Origin of the sequence: Myxococcus sp. AM011 (genome assembly GCF_013372595.1) — a bacterium.
Lineage (GTDB): Bacteria > Myxococcota > Myxococcia > Myxococcales > Myxococcaceae > Myxococcus > Myxococcus eversor.
Window position 1 is genome coordinate 59,715 of record NZ_JABXEM010000001.1, and the last position, 21,809, is coordinate 81,523.

Annotated in this window: 10 protein-coding genes (1 of these 10 only partly in view); 6 read left to right on the top strand and 4 right to left on the bottom strand. The window is 67.8% G+C overall.

The features are described 5' to 3' along the window. On the bottom strand, positions 1-4,025 hold the start of the coding sequence (locus HUW62_RS00090; RefSeq protein WP_176433180.1) for a non-ribosomal peptide synthetase. The gene continues 41,815 nt to the left of window position 1, outside the view; the window shows 4,025 of its 45,840 coding nt (coding positions 1-4,025); the start codon lies at positions 4,023-4,025; the stop codon falls past the left edge of the window. Between the two features lie 560 nt (positions 4,026-4,585). Continuing rightward, positions 4,586-5,191, bottom strand: a complete 606-nt coding sequence (locus HUW62_RS00095) for a TetR/AcrR family transcriptional regulator (protein WP_176433181.1) — start codon at positions 5,189-5,191, stop codon at positions 4,586-4,588. Positions 5,192-5,349: 158 nt separating this feature from the next. On the opposite strand from HUW62_RS00095, the gene HUW62_RS00100 reads away from it, so the two are divergent. Beyond that, the gene (locus HUW62_RS00100) at positions 5,350-6,438 is read left to right on the top strand and encodes an alkene reductase (protein ID WP_163866598.1); all 1,089 of its coding nucleotides are present in this window, start codon (positions 5,350-5,352) and stop codon (positions 6,436-6,438) included. Between the two features lie 45 nt (positions 6,439-6,483). On the opposite strand, the gene HUW62_RS00105 is transcribed toward HUW62_RS00100, so the two are convergent. Continuing rightward, complete coding sequence (locus tag HUW62_RS00105) at positions 6,484-7,737, bottom strand: cytochrome c (RefSeq protein WP_176433182.1); 1,254 nt, start codon at positions 7,735-7,737, stop codon at positions 6,484-6,486. 21 nt (positions 7,738-7,758) lie between these two features. Further along, a complete protein-coding gene (locus HUW62_RS00110; RefSeq protein ID WP_176433183.1) occupies positions 7,759-8,337 on the bottom strand; it encodes a hypothetical protein in 579 nt (192 codons plus the stop codon). A 434-nt stretch (positions 8,338-8,771) separates the two neighbouring features. Here HUW62_RS00110 and lepB point away from each other — a divergent pair, with 434 nt between their 5' ends. The 5 genes from lepB to HUW62_RS00135 all read left to right on the top strand — a co-directional run bounded on the left by lepB (position 8,772) and on the right by HUW62_RS00135 (position 21,709). Then, positions 8,772-9,605, top strand: coding sequence for a signal peptidase I (gene lepB / locus HUW62_RS00115; protein ID WP_176433184.1), 834 nt, complete (start codon positions 8,772-8,774; stop codon positions 9,603-9,605). A 143-nt stretch (positions 9,606-9,748) separates the two neighbouring features. Further along, on the top strand, positions 9,749-11,758 hold the full coding sequence (locus HUW62_RS00120) for a TonB family protein (protein ID WP_368670309.1): 2,010 nt from the start codon (positions 9,749-9,751) through the stop codon (positions 11,756-11,758). Between the two features lie 272 nt (positions 11,759-12,030). After that, the gene (locus tag HUW62_RS00125; protein ID WP_163866600.1) at positions 12,031-13,704 is read left to right on the top strand and encodes a hypothetical protein; all 1,674 of its coding nucleotides are present in this window, start codon (positions 12,031-12,033) and stop codon (positions 13,702-13,704) included. A 51-nt stretch (positions 13,705-13,755) separates the two neighbouring features. Further along, a complete protein-coding gene (locus HUW62_RS00130; RefSeq protein WP_163866601.1) occupies positions 13,756-14,325 on the top strand; it encodes a hypothetical protein in 570 nt (189 codons plus the stop codon). Between the two features lie 232 nt (positions 14,326-14,557). Beyond that, complete coding sequence (locus HUW62_RS00135) at positions 14,558-21,709, top strand: RHS repeat-associated core domain-containing protein (RefSeq protein WP_176433186.1); 7,152 nt, start codon at positions 14,558-14,560, stop codon at positions 21,707-21,709. Positions 21,710-21,809: the final 100 nt, after the last annotated feature.

Consider the following 21,809-nt stretch of genomic DNA (forward strand, 5'->3'; position numbering starts at 1 on the left):
TGCAACAGCAGCCGCGTCTGGGCCTCGTCCAGGGAGACTTCCACCGTGCGCGAGGAGGCCACGGAAGCGGCACCGCCCGCGCCATCCCTGGGAATGGAGGCAACCTCGAGTCGCCCCTCTTCGAGCCACCAGGTCCGCTCCCGTGCGACTTCCTCGGTGCGCGCGAAGTCGCTCAGCTTCGAGGCCCAGGCCTTGAAGGACGTGGACCTGGGAGGCAGCGCCACCGGGCGGCCCTGTCTCGACTGCACATACGCCGCGCCGAGGTCCTCCAGGAGCGTGCGCCAGGAGACGCCATCCACGCCCAGGTGGTGCACCGACAGCAGGAGCCGTGAGCCTCGCTCGGCGCCGAGGTTGAAGAGCGCGGCACGCAGGAGCAGCCCTTCAGCCAGCCTGTGGCTCGCGTGGAGGCGAGTGGACGCTGACTCCAGGGCCGAGGGCAACTCCGCGTCGGGCACGGAGGAGAGGTCCACCTGCTCCAGGCGGACAGGCGCCTCCAGGCCGGTGAACTCCTGGAGCCAGGTGCCATCCTGTCGGCGCGTGAAGCGCAGGCGCAACGTGTCGTGGTGGGCGACGACGGAGCGCAGCGCTGCTTCCAGGCACGGGATGTCCACCGGCTCGCTCGACGCGAGCATGAGGGCCTGGGCGAAGTGATGCGGTTCGACGAGCTCCTTCTCGAAGAAGTCGAGCTGGATGGGCGTCAGGAGGGAGGTGCCGAGCACCGGGCCCTGTTCAACCTGTGGCCCACCCTGCTCCTGCGCCACGCGCGCCAGCGCTTCCAATGTCTGGTGTTGGAAGAGCTGGTTGGCGGCCAGATGCAGGCCGGCCTGACGCGCGCGCGCGACGACCTGGATGGCGAGGATGGAGTCTCCGCCCAGCTCGAAGAAGTTGTCGCGCAGGCCGATGCGCGGCACGCCCAGCAGCTCGGTCCAGATGGAGGCCAGCGCCTGCTGACGAGGCGTCTGGGGTTCGACGAAATCTCCCGCGTCGCGCGACTTCAGCTCCGGAGCCGGCAGCGCGCGCCTGTCGACCTTGCCGTTGGGAGAGAGGGGCAGTGCCGGCAGTGACACGAAGGCCGAGGGCACCATGAACTCGGGCAGGCGCTCGGAGAGGGAAGCGCGCAGGGCCTGGAGGTCGAGCTCGGCGGAGGAGACGAGGTACGCGACGAGGCGGGGAGCGGACGCATCCTCGCGAAGGACGACGACGGCATCGGAGACGCCGGGGAAGGCGAGGAGTGACGCCTCGATTTCACCGAGCTCGATGCGGAAGCCACGCAGCTTGACCTGGAAGTCGGCGCGGCCGAGGTACTCGAGAGAGCCATCAGGCAGCCATCGAGCGAGGTCGCCGGTGCGGTAGATGCGGGCGCCCGGAGTGCCGGAGAAGGCATCGGGGAGGAAGCGCTCGGCGGTGAGGGAGGGACGGTTGAGGTAGCCGAGGCCGACCTGGATGCCGCCGATGAAGAGCTCACCCGGGACACCGACGGACGTGGGGCGGCCGGAGGGGTCGAGGACGTGGAGCCAGGTGTTGGAGACAGGGCGGCCGATGGGGACGAAGTGGCGGGAGTCGCCACGAGCGCAATGCCAGAAGGAGACATCGACGGCGGCTTCGGTGGGGCCGTAGAGGTTGTGGACTTCGGCGGAGGAGGGAAGGACGGCATGCGCGCGGCGGACGAGCTCCGCGGGCAGGGCCTCACCGCTGCAGATGATGCGGCGAAGAGAAGACAAAGCCTCCAGCCCCGGCTCCTCGAGGAAGGCGCGGAGCATGGAGGGGACGAAGTGGAGGGTGGAGACGCGCTGCTCGGAGACGAGGCGGACGAGGTAGGCGGGGTCCTGGTGTCCGCCGGGCTTGGCGAGGACGAGGCGCGCGCCCGTCATGAGGGGCCAGAAGAACTCCCAGACAGAGACGTCGAAGGAGAACGGGGTCTTCTGGAGGACGGTGTCGGAAGGCGTCAGCGCGTACTGCTGCTGCATCCACAGCAGGCGGTTGACGATTCCTGTGTGTGAGTTGATGGCGCCCTTGGGGCGGCCGGTGGAGCCGGAGGTGAAGATGACGTAGGCGGGAGCGTCGGCCCCGGCCACGAGAGGCAGCGCGTCGGAGGAACTCGCGGCGACGTCATCCCACTGGGAGTCGAGGCAGAGGACGCGCGCGGAGGAGGGCGGCAGGCTCGCGAGGAGGTGCTGCTGGGTGAGAATGACGGGAGCCTGGGCATCGTCGAGCATGCCGGCGAGCCGCTCGCGCGGATACGCCGGGTCCAAGGGGACGTAGGCGGCGCCGGACTTGAGGACCGCGAGCAGCGCGACGACGAGGTCGAGCGAGCGCTCGAGCGAGACACCGACGAGAGAGCCAGGGCGCGCGCCAAGTGAGCGCAGGTGCCAGGCGAGCTGGTTCGCGCGTGAGTCGAGCTGCGCGTAGGAGAGCGTCTCGTCCTCGAAACGGAGGGCTTCCGCGTCGGGAGCGCGGCGGGCCTGGGCCTCGATGAGCGAGTGCAGGCACACGTCTCGTGGGAAGTCGTCCTGTCGGCCCTGGAAGTCGGAGCTCAGCTGAAGCTGCTCCTCCTGGGTGAGCAGGGGCAGCTCGGACAGCCGCGTGTCTGGGTTTTCCGCCACCGCTCCGAGCAGCGTGTAGAAATGCCCACGCATCCGCTGGATGGTCGCGACGTCGAAGAGGTCGGTGTTGTATTCGAGCCAGCCGAAGATTTCGTCCGGCCGGTCCTCGCGCAGCTCCAGCAGCAGGTCGAACTTCGCCGAGCCCGGGTCGACCAACAGATACGTGGACCGCAACCCCGGCATCGACAGGTCCTGTCGAGGGGTGTTCTGGAAGCTGAACATCACCTGGAACAGCGGGTGACGGCTCAAGTCGCGCGGGGGCTGAAGCTCCTCGACCAGCTTCTCGAAGGGCAGCTCCTGGTGCGCGTACGCGGCCATGCACACGTCCTTCGCGCGACGCAGCAGCTCGCGGAAGGTGGGGTTGCCGTCCAGGTCATTGCGCAGCACCAGCGTGTTGACGAAGAAGCCGATCAGCGACTCCAGCTCCGGCACATTGCGGCCGGCGATGGGCGAGCCGACCGTGATGTCCGTCTGCCGCGAGTGCCGGTGCATCAACGTCTGGAACGTGGCCAGCAACGTCATGAAGAGGGTGGCCCCCTCCTGCTGGCTGATCTCCTTGAGCGTGCGCGTGAGGGAGACCGGGAGGGTGACGAACTGGCGGGAGCCTCGGTACGTCTGCTCGGGAGGGCGAGGCCTGTCGGTGGGCAGCTCCAGCGGCGCGGGCAGGGTGCGCAGGTGCTGCTTCCAGAACGCCAGCTCCGTGCGCAGCCGCTCGCCCTGCATGCGCTCGCGCTGCCAGACGGCGAAGTCGGAGTACTGGATGGCGGGCTCCGGCAGCTCGGGCGACTGGCCGGTGACTCCCGCGGCGTAGAAGGCCATCAGCTCGCGGACGAAGACGCCCAGGGACCAGCGGTCCGTCACCAGGTGGTGCATGGTGACGAGGGCCACGTGGTTGTCGGAGCCCAGGCGCAGCACCTTGCCGCGCAGGAGCGGCCCGCGCGCCAGGTCGAACAGCCGCTGGGACTCCTCGCTGGTGCGCCGCTCCACCTCGACGTCCTGCTCCTCCTTCGACAGGTGGGAGACGTCCTCCACCGGGACGTGCAGGCGCAGCTCCGGCAGTACGACTTGCACGGGGATGCCGTCCTCGCGCGCGGCGAACACGGTGCGCAGTGACTCGTGGCGCCGGACCACCTGATTCACACACCGTTCCAGCAGGGCGATGTCGAGCGCGCCGGTGAACTGGACGGTGATGTGGACGTTGTAGGCGAAGGCGCGACCGCCCTCGAGCTGGTCGACGATCCACAGTCGCTGCTGGGAGAAGGAAGCCGGCGCGGGCCCGGTGTCCTCCCGGCGCGAAATGGTCCGCTCCACCGCCTTGGTGGTCGCGTCCTGGAGCTGACCCTTCTTTTCCTTGAGGAGCAGCTCGTACAGGGCGCGCTGCTTGGGGGTGAGCTTCTCGAGGTTCTTGTTCCCACCGCTCATACAGACTCCGAGCGCCAACCCTGGGGGGACCAGGTGGCGCGAGCACTTGCCGCCCGACATGCTGTCGATGCGGCGTCACGGGATAGAAGGGGCCGGGCTGCGTCACCAATCCTGCCGCACGAATGGCTGACGTCCTGGCTGAGGCACTCGGTGGTCGAGCCACCAGTGAAACATGTCAACAGCTGTATTCAGGTATGCGCGCGAGGCGCTGCAATACGAGACACAGTCTGTCTGGGGGGCTGCTGGGAGTGTCGAGGATGTCGGACATGCTCCCTGCACAATCCCATTGTCCTGGAGATTCTCCAAAATTGGGCACGCACTAGAATCTCAGCATGTGGGACTTTCCGGGCGACCAAGGGGGCGCGGGAATGGCGGGGCTTCTGCCGTGGTTGCCAGAGGGGCACACGGTCAGTGATTCGAACGAGTGCCCCTTCCCATTGCGTGGAATTCCTCCCTGCCCCGGAAGGGTGACGAAAGCGCGCCGCCCCGTGTGAGAGGTCCTGATTCCGGCGGGTTACCTCGTGCGGAGGACCAGGCGAGCAGCTCCGCCATTCCGCGAATCAAGCGGAGGGCGTCCGGCTGCCAATGCCATTCCAAAGGACGTCGATGAAGCGCTCGACGTAGTCGCCGCTCGCGGCCGCGCGCGCCGGCCCGCCGCAGATTCGGGCCGTGAATGCCCAGCCCTGGAGCGCGGCGAGAATCGTCGAAGCGAGCGTGCCGACGTCACACCTGGCCAGCCGCCCTTGCTGCTGGGCGCGAGTGAGCCACGACACCAGCGCGCGGTACGCCTGCTCTGGCCCTGACTCTCCCGTGCACGCACGGTGGGCTTTTCCAGGGTCGACGCCAGCGGCCTGCAGGATTCCGAAACCCGCCTGCAGGTCCTGGAAGAAGTGGGACATCACCTTCGCGTGCTCGATGAGTTGCTCACGAATCGGGCGCTTGTCGGGACCCTTGTCGAGCGCCACCACCCACTCAATCTCCTTGGGCGGGCCGAGCGCCGCGAGCATCAACCCCTCTTTCGAGCCGAAGCGGTTGAAGAGCGTCGTGTGGCTCACCCCGAGCTCGCGCCCGATATCGGCCGCCGAGACGCCCGCGCCGCGTTCAAGGAAGCAGCGCCGCGCCGCGACGAGGATCTGCTCATCCGTGACTTCCCTAGGTCTTCCCATGACAGCGCTCGCAGCCTTGACAACCCGTGGGTCGGAGTTTATTTCTTTCCGGAAAGAAACTAAATCTTCCAGAACATGTGCCCCGGGAAGGTCTACCGCAACACCGTCGACGCTGGCGGTGAGAACGGCGGCCACCTCCCCTGCTCCCCGAGAGAACCATGACGACGACCTCGACGCTCTTCTCCCGTTACACGCTGGGACGCGTGTCCCTCGCCAACCGCATCGTGATGTCGCCGATGACGCGCTCGCGCGCGATTGGCAACGTGCCCAACGAGCTGATGGCCCGCTACTACGCGCAGCGCGCCGAGGCGGGCCTCATCATCACCGAGGGCACGTCGCCGTCGCCTGACGGCCTGGGGTACGCACGCATCCCGGGCTTGTTCAACGCGGAGCACGTCGCGGGCTGGAAGAAGACGACCGACGCGGTCCACGCGGCGGGGTCGCGCATCTTCGTCCAGCTCATGCACACGGGGCGCGTCACGCACCCGGACAACCTGCCGAGCGGTGCGCGCATGGTCGGACCGTCGGCGGTGGAGTGGGACAGCAAGATGTGGGTGGATGGCAAGGGCCAGTTGCCGGTTCCCGTGGCCCACGCGCTGACGGCGGAGGAGGTCGAACGCGCCATCGAGGAGTTCGCGCACTCGGCGGAGCTCGCGATGGAGGCGGGCTTCGATGGTGTCGAGCTGCATGGCGCGAACGGCTACCTCATCGAGCAGTTCCTCAACACCGCCGCGAACCAGCGCACCGACGAGTGGGGTGGCAGCGTGGCGAACCGCATCCGGTTCGCCGTGGAGATCGCGAAGCGCACGGCCGCGCGCATCGGCGGTGATCGGCTGGGCATCCGTGTGTCGCCCTACAGCAGTGGCGGCGGCCTGCGCTCCGACGACGTCCAGGTGGAGGAACTGCACGAGACGCTCGCCGGCGAGCTGAAGAAGCTCGGCCTCGTCTACATGCACGTGGTCGACCACTCCGGGCTGGGCATGCCGACCGTGCCCGCGAGCGTGAAGGACAAGATTCGCAAGGCCTTTGGGGGCACCCTCATCCTCGCGGGAGGCTACGACCGTGCGCGCGCCGAAGCCGACCTCGCGGCGGGGCATGGAGACCTGTTCGCATTCGCCCGCCCGTTCATCGCGAACCCTCGGCTCCCGACGCACCTGCGCGACGGCCTGCCGCTGGCCCAGCCCGACTTCGCGACGTTCTACACGCCCGACGAGAAGGGCTACACGGACTATCCGCTCGCGCCGTGAGCCCGCCGTCCGGAGGCCCGAGTTCCACCGCGCGCCGGCCCGCCCCTACTCGGGTGCGCCTTGTTCAATCCACGTGGAGATGAGGTCGATATCCTCCTCTGGAATGGGAGGAAGGCCCAAGGGCATGCCCAGCACGGCCGGCTGGAAATGCCCGTCCAGCTCCGCGTGGCGCGCGAGCAGGCTCGCCACCAGCCGGGGCGTGCCATCCTCCAGCCGGTCCGGGAGCCCGCGGAAGTGACCGTCCCGTTTGATTCCACGGACGATGCCTGCCCGCGTGGCCAGGTCGAGCGAGACGCCGTCGTAGCCAAAGCCGCCGCTGTTGCCCGGCCCCTGGTCTCCCGCGCGCCTGCTGTCGGAGTGACAGTGGAAGCAGAGGTGGCGTGAGAGCTTCCGCGCGACCTCGGGGTAGTGCACCTCGCGCTCGAGCAGGCGAGGCTTGTATGCATTCGGGCGAGGCTCGACGGCCACCTCGGGCACGGGCTCACGCAGGAAGGTCACCAGGTCCTCGACCTCCTTCGGGCTGAACGAGAACGTGGGCATCTCCGTGTCGGGGAGGATGCTGTGGGGAGCGCTCAGCCAGCTCCGTGTCTGCGCGAGTGACATCCGGCCGCGCACATACCGCAGGTCGGGCGCCCGCCTCCGGGCCGAGGCGACGCGGAACTCGGGTGCACCGTAGCGCGGAGCTGGGAGCGGGGCGTCTCCATGGAAATGACAGCTCGCGCACGCGTTCTTCTCGTAGAGCGCCCGGCCCGCCTCCACGTCACCTCGTGCGGGCTCCCCGGACTCCTCCTCTGTCACGGAGAGGAAGTCGGCGATGAGCCCGGCGTCCCTTGGACCCACCTTCATCCGGGGCATGGTGGCTCCATAGAGGGGTCTCACCACGTGCGGTGCCTGGAGCCAGGCGATGAGCCAGCTCCGCTTGACGCGCAGGCCCAACGAGCCGAGGTCTGGGGTCCTCACCAGGTGCGTGAGGTTCCCCTTCCACCGCTGGACTTCTATTTCCTTGTACCAGAGGTCGAGCCGCCCGGCGGTGATGGCCTGGTGGCACGTCACGCAGTTCTCGCTCAGTGGCGCCGACGCGGGTTCGATGCCGGGCACCACGTGGCACCGATTGCATTGGAAATGCTCCACCGCGTCTCGCGGGCTCTCCAGCGCGCGCTTCGTGGGGGCCAGGACCTTCGTTGGAAGGCGCAGCGCCAGCACGTCGGCGTCGCGGACCAGGACGAAGCCTCCCGCGGCCGTGGCCACCAGGAACGCGGCACCGGCGAGATAGGCCAGCGGAAGGGAGCGAAGGTCCACGGAGGGAGGAGCCAGGCCAGCTCAGTATGTGTTGTTGGGGAAGACCGGGTGCGGGGGCGTATGGCAGAGGTTCGGGAGGATGAACACCTCGCGGGTCACCCCCACCCCGATGACGAGCAGGAGGGACGAGAGCAACAAGCTCGCGAGGGCGCCCCTTTGCCTGTGACGGAACAGCCGGACGCCCGGGCCGTGGAAGAAGGCGGATTGCAGGCTGAAGAGCACCACGGGGCTTGCCACCAGCACCAACAGCATGGGGAGACTCACCGCGCACCTGGCGAAGTCTTCCGCGTCGAAGTTGAGCAGCGGCGCGCCCGCCAGGATGACGGCCAGCAGCAAGACGAACGCGGCACTGACGAGCAGGAAGAAGGCCCGTCGGAACCTGGACGGCCCGGGCGGGTGCTTCGCGGTCGGCCTCTGTGCGTCGAAGAGGACGACGCGGTTCAGGAACACCGCGCCCACGCTCCAGAGGCCCAGGTCGACCCAGAAGGACTGGGTGAAGTCCCGGGTGCTCGCATCCATCGAGTTGATGCAGGCGAGGACCCGGAGCGGCCAGAGGACCGAGGCGCAGAGCATGGAGACGGCGAGGGCGCGGAAACGCATCCGGCGAGGATAGCAGGAGCCGCACCGGGAGTGAGGGGAGCCCCGTCAGCAGACGATTTCGAGACGGGGATGCTCCGCTGGGTCCGGGGGGACGAAGGTCGTGTAGACGTTGCTGTCGCCCCCCAATGCGCGACGCCGTGGCAGGCGGTCGCGGTATCGGTGGTTTGCGATGCATTGTTTTGAGGGTTGAATCAAGTCTGGCTTTATGTGTGGGTTGTCAGGCGAGGGCAGGACGACGCCATGGCTCCAGGCACGCGTGGGCCCAGAAATTCAGGGCATGGCGCGCGCTCTTCGTGGATGCTCCAGTGATGACGGTCGAAACTGAATGCGCCAATTCCCAGCCCCGGCGTCTCTCACGCTGGCACAGGACGGCGGCGATCCTCCTCACGCTGATGGGCTGCCCCGGTGTGGGGCATGCCCTCTTGGGGCGGTGGATGCGCGGAGCGCTGTGGGCAGGGTCCCTCGTGGTGCTCAGCGCGAGCCTGCCGGTCGTGGGCTTCGTCGGTGTGGTGGCGGTGCTGGCGCTGAGCCTTGCCGCCGTCGTGGATGTGGTGCGCGTGGCTCCACCTGCTTCGGGCGTTCCTTCCCTGTGGCGCGCACTGCTGATGGCCGCGGGATTCTGGCTCGGGGGCAGCGTGGCGCTGAAGGGGATTCGCGCCATCGTCGTGGAGCCCTGGCGCATACCGTCCGGGGGCATGGAGCCCTCCCTCCTGCCGGGAGATGAACTCATGGCGGACTCGAGCGTCGCGCCTCCACTTCAGCGTCGCCCTCCGCGACGCGGTGAGGTTCTGGTGTTCGTTCCTCCGCACGCCGCCGAAGCTCCCTATCTCAAGCGAGTCATCGCCGTGGCTGGAGACTCGGTGCGGATCTCGGCGGGCAGGGTGTGGCTGAATGGCCAGCCTGTTCCACGTCGGCGCACCGAGGATGCTTGCGTCGTGAATGGCCCGGCGCGGGTGAACCCTGGATGCGCGGTGTATGAGGAAACATCAGGCACACTCAACTACCGCAGCCAGGGCGGCGAGGATGGAATGTCCCTCCCGGACGAAGGGGGCAACTGCCCGGCACACCTCGCGCTCGAGGGCACGAACTGCAAGGTCCCAGCGGGGCACCTCTTCGTCCTGGGAGACAACCGCGACAACAGCTTGGACTCGCGCCACTTTGGTGCCGTGCCGGAAGTCAACGTTCGCGGTGTGGGTTCCTACATCTTCTTCTCACGAAAGCCCGAGGGCGGCATCCGCTGGGACCGGCTCGGCCAGTGGCTCCGGTGAGCGTGTCCATGGAAACAATCTCATTCGTTCAGGTGCGGTCCGCCCAGGATGGGGATGGAGGACCTGTGACGGCCTCGCCAGTGCGTCATCCGGGCTGCCGTGACGGGGTGTTGGCCGGGACGTGATGTGGACGGCACGCCGCCGTGACGGCTGCATGCGACGGTCTGGCGCAGGTGTTCGCCATGCAGACCGACCCGCGCCCTTCGACCTCGTCTCATTCGCTGGTGGACCCGCTCCTCGGCCAGGTGCTCCACGAGCGCTTCCGAATCCTGGCGCCCCTGGGCGCCGGGGGCATGGGGCGGGTGTATCGCGCCCTGCAACTCCCGCTCGAACGGATGGTGGCGCTCAAGGTGCTGAGCCCCACGTTCCCCACCGCCAATGACCCGGAGTTCCAGCGACGCTTCCTCCTGGAAGCCAGCATCACCGCGAAGCTCCGCCACCCGAACACCGTCACCATCATCGACTACGGGAAGACGGACGACGGGACCTTCTACATCGCCATGGAGTACCTGGAGGGGCGCACGCTGGCGGAGCACCTGGCCGCCGGGCCCCTGCACTGGCCGCGCGCGGTGGATATCGCTCAACAGGTGTGTCGCTCGCTGCGTGAAGCGCACCGGCTCGGAGTGGTGCACCGCGACCTGAAGCCCGCCAACGTCATGCTGCTGGTGGAGGAGGGGAGCGCCGAGCGCGACCACGTGAAGGTGCTCGACTTCGGTCTGGTGAAGCCCTTCGTCGTGCAAGGCGAAAGTCACCTGTCGGTGCCGGACATCACCCAGGGCGGCATGTTCCTGGGCTCGCCCACGTACATGGCCCCGGAGCAGGCGCGCAACCTCGCGGATGCCCGCAGTGACGTCTACGCGCTGGGCGTGCTGCTGTACCAGATGCTCATGGGGCGCCCCCCCTTCCTGATGCAGGACCCGCTGGAGCTCATCTTCGCGCATCACAAGGAGCCGCCACCCCGCTTCCAGGCGGTGCGTCCGGACCTGGCCCTTCCCGAGTCCGTGGAGGCCGTGGTGCGCCGCTGTCTGGAGAAGCAGCCCACGCATCGCTACGACTCCATGGATGCGCTCCTGGAGGCCCTGCGCGCGGCGACGGGCATGGGGACCGCCGGCGCGACGGATACCGGCCCTCGCGAGAGCCTGACCGCGCCCACCCGCATTCCCGTTGCCTTGTCGACGCCATCCACCCCCAGCGGCGCCCAGGGCACCCTGGTGCTGGACATCAGCCTGGACGAGTCCTCCCCACTCCGTCCCGCCGTTTCAAGTCCGAGCCTCCGCCGCAAGGCCATCGTGAGCGTAGCGGCGCTGGGGGCGCTGGTCGTCTGCGGGAGCGGGGCCTACCTGCTCGGTGCACGCCGTCCTCCCATGCCCGTGGAATCAGCGCCGGTGTTCGTCCCAGCGCCTCCGGCCGCGCCGGTGCGCCAGGAGCCTCCCGCCAAGGTGGCGCCGCCTCCTCCTCGGTCCGTGCGCTTCCACATCTCCAGCCAGCCGGAGGGCGCGCGCGTCCTCTGGATGGGCGTGGAGCGGGGCACCACGCCCTTCGTGCTGGAGTTGCCGCCGGACGCGGGTGGCATGGCCACCGCGGAGCTGACGTTCGTACGGGAGGGGTACCGCTCGGACCGCGTGCTCGCGGGGGGCTCAGGCCAGGTGCTCTTGAACCATCGGCTGCAGCGCGAGCGCGGGGGCCGTGTGAGCTCGGGTGCGTCGGCCGTCGGCGCGGAGGCGGCCGGCGCCTCCGAGTGGATGACGGGTCCTTCGCTCAGTGCCCCCATGCCCCTGGATGCCCCGGCCGACGCGAAGCCTTCATCGGAACCGTCCAGGACCGGGGTGGGAGCGCCCGCCCGGGCATCCCCCACCTCCGGGCCCATCCAACTGCCAGAGAACGCGAAGCCCCCCGTGGAGCTCGCGGGGAACCTCCAGCCGGAGTTTCCGCAGGACGCGCGTGCGGTGGGGCGAGAGGGGCTGGTCGTTCTCAAACTGGTCGTCACGGAGCTCGGGGAGGTGCGAGACGTCACCGTGATGCGGGGCGATGAGCCCTTCGCATCCGCCGCGACGCGCGCGGTGCGCACCTGGCGCTACCAGCCGGCGATGCTGGAAGGGCGGCCCGTCTCCGTCTACCGCGTGGTCAAGGTTCCCTTCCGCCTGCGACCCTGAGCGTCCTCCCCGCACCGGCGTCGTCCGCCACTCAACTGGAGCGGAGCCCCGCTCCATTGAAAGAAACGTGCGACGTGCACGTTATGTCCGACAAATCTTCGACGCCGTGGTTCGACGAGGTGTCGTGATGTTGCGTTTGTCGTACCGCCGGACCTGCTTGTCTATTCAATTCCTGATGGGAAACAGCGTTCCCTGTCATGGCACGTCAGGTGTAACGGGAGAGAACGGAACTTCCCAATATGGGAGGATTCCGTGCTCTGAAGGAGCGGCAAATGCATCAGTCATGGAGAGCTGCCATTGCGGCGGCGACGGTGATGGTGGGGGGCGCGGCGCAGGCACATGATTTCGTCGTCTTGAAGCTCGTCAACGGGCGTCAGACGCTCGACGTCACGTCGTACCCGACGACGGTGGTCGTCACGACAGTCGCCCTCAACTCCCATCCCACCTTGCCTTCGACGCTGTTGACCGCGACAGACCCCCTGCTGGCGCCCTACGGCTGGACGTTCACCCCTCCGCTTCCGCAGTCGGTGCCCGTGGATGGCAACCTCATCTCCTACTTCAACGGCACCATCAGCAGCTTCGAGGACTGCATCACCCTGGGCAATGCGGATGACGACCCGACGACACCGGGCCCGCTTCCCAATGCGTCGTTCACCAACACGTTCGCGGCTTCCTGGGACAGCGGTACCGCGCAGAGCAGCGTGCGGGTCAACTGCATGCCCGACAACAGGTTTACCTGCGACGACACGCTGTACTACTCGGACAGCGGCCTGGGGCTCCCCAACACCCGACTGAGCGAGATGGACCCCGCCACCGCGGCCCTGACGCCGCTGGCCAACGCGAGCATGTTCTACGGCGCCACGGCCTTCAACCACCTGGATGGCTACATCTATGCCATCGACAACGCCCTGCTGGGCAAGTCGCTCGTGCGCATCGACGCGAACGGCGTCGTCACCACCGTGGGCCCGCTGCCCGAGCTGAACATCCTCTCCACGTACCGGGCGGGCACCGTCCTCCAGGACGGGACCTACCTCGTCTACGCCGGTCCCGGCTCCAGCCTCATCCCCACGTACGCGCGCATCAACCTGTCCACCGGCACCGTCATCTCCAGCGGCCCCGCTCCGAGCCTGGCGGTCCTCCTCGACTTCGCGGTGAACCCGATTGACAACCTGGTGTATGGCTATAACGACACCACCCACCGGCTCACGCGGTTCGACCCGGCGACGGGCAACACCACCGACTTCGGGCCCATCGGGCCGCCGGATGGCCTCACCGGTCTGCCGGCGCTCTACTTCACGGCCACCGCCGCGGCCTTCGACGCCGCGGGCACCTTCTATGTCTATGGCAGCGACCTGACGGGTCTGGTCCACCCGGTCAACACGCTCTACACCGTGAACCTGACGACGGGGGCCTTCACGGTCGCCGCCAAGGGCGCGGTGAGCCTCAACGGCAACGAGAACTTCGCCTCATGCCCGTTCCCGTCCTCCGTGCAGGCGAAGAACACCACCCGCAACGAGGGGTACTTCAAGACGCATGAGGAGGCGCTGTCCGCGTGCCTCGCCACGGGGGGCGACATCGACCTGGGCAAGGTGGGCGTCGTGCGGAGCATGGAAGAGGCCATGGGCGTCCTGTGGCTGAGCCCCGCCGCGACGCAGCGGCGGGTGCCTCGCACGGAGGAGCAGTCCCTGCTCGTGAAGCTGGCGCGCCAGTCGCTCACCGCGACCTGCAACGAGCGGCTCTTCGGCGCGGCCATGACGACCGGGATTGCTCGCGCCCGCAGCGCCATGGACTCCGGCACTCGCGAGGACATGGAGGCGCAGCTCAACGCGCTGCGCGCCCTCAACGACCAGGGCGCTCGACGCGCGCTGCCCATGTCCTTCAACGGAGGCCCGGCGTCGGCGTCGCATGCCCTCAGCATCGCCGTCGAGCCCAAGGGCAGCCTCTAAGCACCGGTTCGAGTCGTCCCATCGAAACATTCAGATTCTGGAGAAACCCATATGAAGAGCGGGAAGCTGTGGATGGCGGCTGTGGCGGGGGCGCTGGTCCTCGCGGGTTGCAATGAGGAGAAGGCGCCGGGCGAAGAGGCGGAGGTCCCTCCGTCGGGTGGGTTCCTTCCGGCGCGGGCGGACGACTTCCAACCCAACGACAAGGAGAACCAGTTCGAGGTCCGCATCCTGGGGGTGGGGAACCACTCGTACGAGAGCGCCTTCGTCAACGTGGACAGCATGACCGTGTCGGCCGGGGGCCAGCTCCTCCCGGTGGAGATGAAGGCCACGGTGATGGACCTCGCGAGGCGGGACCACGCGGGCCTCGTGGGCTACTTCACGCTGCCGCCGGGGGTGGATTCGGCCCAGGTGGTCGTCCGCTTCGACGAGTACGGTGCCTTCGAGGACGGCTCGCGGATGGGCTCACTCGATGTCCGCACCGTACCCGTCCGGTTCGAGGTCACCCGGGCCCTCCTGGCTCCACGCAAGCACGCGGTGGTGCATGTGGACCTGGCCCGCTCCCTCGTGAGCCCTCGCAAGGGTGACATGCTGGTGCTGCCCATGACGGCGGTGGCCTTCTGACGCACCGCTGAGCCTGGTGGATGGATTCATGGACGGCCGGCTCCTCTTCCGAGGGGCCGGCCGTTCGTGTATTCCACGGCCGGCCAGCAGCCCCGATACGTGCGAGCCCACGCGCAAGCCATTGAGAGGGATTGGACCTTGCCCCCGGGTCTTCCCCTGAATCCACTTTCCGTGTATTGACCCGCACGGGCCGTGCTCTTGGGGAGCACGTTTGTCACATCGAGGGGGCCGCATGAAGTGGACGGGCCGGACGTCCTGGCTGTGTATTGCCGTGGGACTTGTCATCGTGGTGGTGCCTGTCATGGGGGCCGCGCAACTGGCACCCACCGGAGGCCATTACGCGGGACGCGCCTCCGATACCGGCGCCGAGCCGGGCATGGTGAACCTGACGGGAGGCTATGTGGCCTCTGTTCCACTCGACCTGCCGGTCGCGCGAGGCGGCATGCCCGTCCCCCTGGCCATCCGCTCCGGAGCCCAGGGCACTGGCGCCGCGGGCGTGGGCTGGGACATCCCCCTTTCGTATATCCGCCGCGATACGGGCTATGCCCACCGCAAGCCGCAGATGGGGAGCAATGTCGCTCCCGCGGGACGCGAGCAGGTCACCCTCATGCTCCAGGGGCAGGCCATCAGCCTGTTCCCGAAGACAGACCAGACCTGGGTCGCGCGCCATGACGCCGCCGACCTGGTCCTGCGCGAGCAGGGCGGCATCTGGGTGATGTACGACGGGCGGGGGCGGACCTGGAACTTCATCGAGCCCTCCCAGCTCGCGGGCTCCGGTCTCTGGTTGCTCAGCACCGTCACCGGCGCCGACAGCACCGCCGTCAAACTCGACTACGACGTCTCCACCGTCTCCGTCCCGGGCGGAGACGCGGTCTCTCTCGACCTGCGCCGCGTCTCCTACAACCGCCATCCCCAGTCCGACTGTTACAAGCACGAGGTGGGCCTCAACTATGGCCCTTCGGCGACGTCGCCCCTGTCATTGAGCCTGCTTGGCGACCGCGTGCTGACGCGGATGCGCATCCTGGAGCGCCTGGACGTCGAGAGCCGCGACACCTGCACCGGCTCGAAGCAGAGGCTTCACTCCTATGCCTTCACCTATCAGCCGGACGCCGACACCCGGCAGCAACGCCTGAGCAGCGTGAAGATGTACGGCCGCCAGGGCACCCCGGAGGAACTCGTGGCCCTCCCCGTCGTGGCCTTTGGCTACGGCAGTGCGACGACCAACAACAAGCTCGCCTTCAAGAAGACCCAGATTGTCTCGCTGCCCGCCGGGCCGGACGCCACGCGCATCTCCGCCACCGCTCGGGACGGAACCTTCGCGCCCCCCGTGGCCGCCGGCACCGGCTCCGCGACCTGGCAGAGCCTGACCGACGTCACCGGCGATGGCCTTCCCGACCTCGTCTACCCCAAGAACGGCAAGCTCTGGGTGGCCGTCAACCGACCCGCCACCTCCTCCACCATCAGCCTGGGCACGGGCACCTTCAACGCCCAGCTCTCGGACACCGTCCTGACGACGGGTGCCTTCGAGACACGCAGCGCCACCCAGAATCGCTTCGCCAACAGCAGCGCCGCGGTGAACATCGACAAGGTCTGGCGTCAGGCCATCGACGTCAACGGCGATGGCCGCGTCGACCTCATCGACGCCGCCGCGGAACCCGGGCGCTGGGTCATCTACCTCAACACGCCCGGCGCCGGACCTTCCGGAGTCACGTGGGTGCGCCGCTCCTTCAGCATCGGCAATCTCTACACCCATCTGCTGAACCGAGGTCACAACCTCACCGGCAACTATCTGCCCCTCTCCAGCCGGTTCAGCGGTCGCGAGCGCGTCGTCGGAACCTGCTGGAAGTTCATCGCGGGGACCGGCTGGACCGAATACCCCCAGGGCTACACCACGCATGAATGCAACAACCCCGATGCCCCCTCGGGGGAACTCAGCGCCGACGCGGAAAAGACATACACGGATTGGGAGGTGAAGGACGTCAACGGTGACGGCTTTCCCGACTTCGTCTTCAATTCATCGCGCGTCGACGTGGTTCCCTCGTTCCCGTCCATTCCCGGCACTCCGAACCAGGTCTTCAACGCCCCCCGGAGAATCTGGGTCCGGCCGCTCCAGGACACCAGCAACAAGGTCGAGGCCGTGCTCAATCTCTACGGCCTGGCCATCGAGGAGGGCAGCCCCGTCTTCTCCGCCCCCATCACCCTCCTGGCCAACACGGAGTGTGGCGTGGGCCTTTGGACGACCACGGGCGACACCCAGTCGGTGCTCTGCGGCCTCGCCGAAGTCAACGGTGACGGCCTGCTCGACCGCTTCGACAACAGGACCACCGTCAGGCTCGGCACGGGGCGCGGCTTCAGTCCCGTGACGCTGACGCTCCCGGGGCCCTACTCCGTCCAGAAGACCGCTCAGAACACCACCTGCGTCGCGCCGAACCCCGCCCCGCCTGGCGCCACGACTTTTGGCGCGGCGATGAACACGGGGCTTCGAGACCTGACCGGTGATGGGATTCCGGACTTCGTCTCCGTCAGCGGCTCGACCTGGACCGTGGCCATCGGCACTGGCGCCGGCTTCGCACTCCCGGCGGTGACCATCGAGGTGGAGGGCAGCGGCTTCACCTTGTCCAGTGTGACGGACCAGTGCGACGGCCTGAAGTCCTTCACCACCAGCGGCCTCTACGACATCAACGGCGACGGCAAGCCGGACGTGGTGCGCCTCAACGGCTCGAGCCTGGATGTCTATGAGCTCTACGGCCCCAGCCGCCGCCCTGGCAAGCCGGAGGCCGGCCGCATCGTGCAGGTCGACAACGGCCATGGCGCGATAACCGGCGTGAGCTACCGCTCCGCCAAGCAGGACGGCACCACCAAGCACCAGGTGCCCTTCCCCGAAATCGTCGTCACCTCGGTGGGAACCGGGGGAACGCTCGGGCTCGGAGGAGACTTGTCCCCCACGCTGTATGCCTATGGTGGAGCCGAGCTGATGTACGACTCGGCGCTCCAGGCCTTCACGCTTCCCGCCTACCAGCGCTCGGTGGTGGTGCGCGCCCCCACGGAGAAGAGCCAGGAGGGCTACGCCACCATCACCGACACGTATCCCCTCCCTGCCTTGTCGCAGACCTCCAAGCTCGCCCGCTTCAGCCGCTACCTGCTGGCTGGAAAGACTCGCGACATCACCCTCCTCACCGGCGTCGCCACGGATGCGTGGGGCCTGCTCTCCACCGATGTCGCCACCAGCCCCCGGCGGGTCGGCGGCACGCATTTCGAATGGACCGCGAAGCTCTTCGAGGAGACCCCTGTCCCGGGCAACACCAACCAGGGCCTGGATTGCTTCGAGATGGCCTATCCGCTCGACTTCCTCGCGTCCTGGCTCGCCAACACGAATCGCTACGACACCTGCTCTTCTCGTGGCTTCATCTATCAACGCAGCGCCGAGTCCTGGCGGGGCCAGGCCGCTCCGCCTTCCGCCAACAACGTCGTCACCCGCTCCGAAGCGCTCGACGTCGACGACTACGGCCGGGTCATCACCGTCCAGCACTTGAACGACGCCTACCAGGGCGATGACGACATCTGCGTCGAGACGAAGTACGCCGCGCCGACGGGAACGGGCCCTCGGGTGCTTCACGCGCCCATGTCGCGCCGCTTCTGGAACTGCCTCCGGCCTGGCCTGCCCACCTATGCCTCCGAGGCCTGGTTCTATGACGGGCTGACCTCGGGCTCCGTCTCCGCGGGACACCTCACCTCCCACAGCAGGGAGCGCCGCGACGTCAACACCGGGGCACTTCTGAACACCGTGCTCGAATACACGGCGAGCTACGACGCCGCGGGCAACCCCTCCATCGTCACCCGCGTGCGCGAGGACGGCGCCGTCCGCAAGGTGACCCTGACGTACGACACCTTCGGGCTCGCCCAGGAGAGCCAGCGGGTGGATGCCACGGGAGTCCCAGCGCTTGGCTCCATCGCGACGCTCGACCCCTTCACCCTCGACACGCTCAGCACGCTGGACCCCAACCAGACCCGCCTGGGGACGGACTTCGACGGCTACGGCCGGGTCGTGCGCACCACGATGACTCCTCCAGGTGGAGCGCTTGGCGTGCGGTCGACGACGAGCTTCCTGGGCTTCACCGGTGGAGACCCACTGGGCTGGAGGGTCGTCCACAAGTCCTTCATCGACGCGGTCCCCTCGGGCACCGAGGGCAGCGCCACCGGTCAGGTCGCCATCGAGTATCTGGACGAGCTGGGTCGCTCGCGTCGCACCGAGGGCTCACTGGGTGCCAGCTACGGCAATGACGTGATGATCTCCGGCGCCAAGACCTATGACGCCCTCGGGCGGGTGGTGTTCGAGGCCGACCCGTACCCCGCCTCGCAGAATGGAGCGACCGCCTACGGCACCACGCACTTCTTCAACGTCGATGGCACACCCCTGTGTGTCATTCGCGGCCACGGGCCCCAGGCCTACAGCAACGTGACGGATGAGGCCGCGGAGCGCTACCCCGCGTGTTACGCCCGCTCGTTCGCGGACCACCTGGAGACCCACAGCGTCCGCGACGCCGCGTCCCTGCTGTCCACCAGTCCCCAGGCGGGTGTCATCAAGTCCGCCACGATGACGGGCGCGGGGCGGCTGCTCTCCCGGTCGACGTGGAAGAGCAGCTCCCGGCTGGAGTACGCCACCTTCACCCATGACCGGCTGGGGCAGCTCACCAGCATGACCCGCTACCAGGACCCCGCCACCTTCACGGTTCCGGTGCAATGGACCTGGGCCTACGACTCGTTCGGCCAGCGCATCCAGTGGACGGCGCCAGACACCACCGCACAGACGGTCAAGTACAGCAACTGGGGCGAGCCGCTCGAAACCAGTTGGAATGAATCCATCTCGGCACCGACGGGCCCTCGGCTCGTGGTCAGCCGCTACGACGCCCTGGGTCGCCTCACGCATCAGGAACAACGCGTCAACGGCACGGTGGACTCCGAGACGGTGAATGACTTCCTCTACGACACGGGCTCGAGCCCCACCAGTCTCGTCACCCCGAGGAACCTCCTGGGCCGGCTGTCGACGGTCCTCTCTCCGACGGGAGGCGTCTTCTACAGCTACGACGCCTTGGGTCGGCAGGAGGCGCAGGTCTACACCGATGACGTGGGCTACACCTACGTCCAGAAGTCCTGGGCCCATGGTGACGGCTCGCTCGCGTCGCTGGCGTTCTATCTGCCCGACACGGGCTTCAGTGCGGAGTGGGTCGACTACACCTACGACTCCGCCCGCCGCCTCAATGCCATTCATTACTCGGACCGCGCCGGCACCCATCAGCTCTATCAGGCGAAGGTGACGGACGTGTTCGGCCGAGTCCGCGAGTCGGCGCACGCCGATGACGCGGTCCGCGTCGATGCGAGCTACGCCGACGTGGGGCGCCGGCTGCTGAACGAGGCCACGGTCCATTCCAGCTTCGGTTCCCGTCGCATCATCATGCTCGGCTACGACGCCATGGGCCGCGAGAAGTCGCGCCGGGAGATTGTGGATGGCGCGGCCTCGGGACCGAAGACGAACGTGGGCTATGACGCGCTCGGCAGGCTCGCGTCTTCGCTCCGCACCGACGGGAGCACCACGCTGACGAACTGGCAGTACACCTACGACGCGCTCGGCAACCTCGTGAACCAGAACGACCTGGTGGGCACCAGCGACGTCGCCATCAGCGTGGGCGCCGTCGACCGGGACAGGTTGTGCCGCATCGGCTACAACACCAGCGCGGGTTCCTCTCCCTGCAACGTGGGGCATGACTCGCAGGGCAACGTGATTGACTACACGTCGCGGACGGGCTGGCGCCGCGTCACCTACGCGCCGTCAGGCGACGTGCGCTCCATCGAGGGGCCTCCGGGGACCGCCGTCTTCCGCTACGGCGCCTTCGGCTCCGTGAGGAAGATGGAGCTCAATGTCGCCAGCGCGGATGCGAAGGCCGAGTGGAAGCTCGGCGGACTCATCGAGCGAAAGGAGCAGAAGATTGGCGGCGTGAGGACGGAGTTCGTCACCCGCCACATTCCAGGACCGGGCGGCATCGTGGCCACCCGGCGGGGCGTGGGGGACGATTGGGCCTTCCACTTCGGTGAGACGCGAGGGGCCCGCTTCATGACCGACCTCAAGGGCATCTTCGTCCAGGACATCGACTACCAGCCGTTTGGCGAGGCGAAGTCCACCGGCTCCGCGCAGCCGGGCACGCTGCTCTACACGAGCAGTCAGTGGAACTGGGGAGACGCGCTCGCGCCGTTCAATCTCAGCCAGCTCGGCGCGCGCCTCTATGACCCGGCGCTGGGGCGGTTCCTGAGTAGAGATCCGCTCACCGTCCCCCGGACCTCGGCCACCACGAATCCCTACGCGTTCGCGATGAACGACCCGCTGAACCTGTCGGACCCCACCGGGCTGGACCCCTGCGGCGGCGGCGAGTGCCAGGGCGGCGGCGGTGGAGGAGGGGGTGATGTTCCGGGAGGAGGCCCGAGCGTCATCAACGACCCCGACCTCTACATCGTGAAGTCCCTGAACGATTCCCCCGACGACGCGAATCCCCAGTCGGCCTACCGTCCGGTGCCCACCGCCACCTTCTCCCTGGGGCCCTCGGGCGCCCAGACGGTGGGCGGCTTCGCGCTGCGGACTTCCATCATCGCGTTGACCGGCATCGTGATGGACGATTCGTACAGCTTCGATTCGCTCGCCGCGGCGGGTACCACGGTGGAGGAGGCGTTGATCCTCATCGCGAATACGGAGCAGGGCGCCGAAGCCGCGGTCGCCGCCTACAACGCCCGGCTCGACAAGATTTCGAGCTTCTCCGCCGGCGTGGGCGACAACTTCATCTTCTGGTGTCCGGGCTGCACCCAGAACATGCGCAACACCTGGTTGGGGCCCAGCACGTCCGGCGACGCGAATGGCAAGTACCGCCTGCTGGGGTCGCTGGTCGGCATGATCGGCTCGTTCATGGTGCCGTCGCCCAAGGGGGCGCCCCAGGGGAACGTCGCGGCGGAGTTGCGTGCACAGGCCACGGAGGTGTTCGTCAAGTCGTGCAGGGGCCGAGGCAACTGTGGCTACTACGCCATCGCCCTCCACTCCACCCGCAGGGGTGTTCCGATGGCGGCCATCGACGGGGAACCGATGACCACGGATTTCCTCGCGGCCTACTTCAAGAGCACGTGGGTGGAGACCGCGACCAGGCGGGCCGTCACGAAGGCCATGAAGTCCTGGGGGGAGGGGAGCGAGGCCATCGTGTCAGGTGCGCTCAAATCCACGGGGCAGGGCCATGCCTTCAATGCGGTCTTCAGCGGCGGCAAGGTCTACTTCGTCGACGCGACGAAGCCCTGGGTCGAAGTGAATCTCAAGAACTACTCGAACATCTGGATCCTCCGCTCGCATTGAGTCACGGGGAGGGGGAGGTGAAGTGAAGGCCTCCCCCTGTGCCCCCGCGCCACTCTAGAAGCACTCATTCATGCAGGCCGTGCAGGCTGGTGCTGGCGGA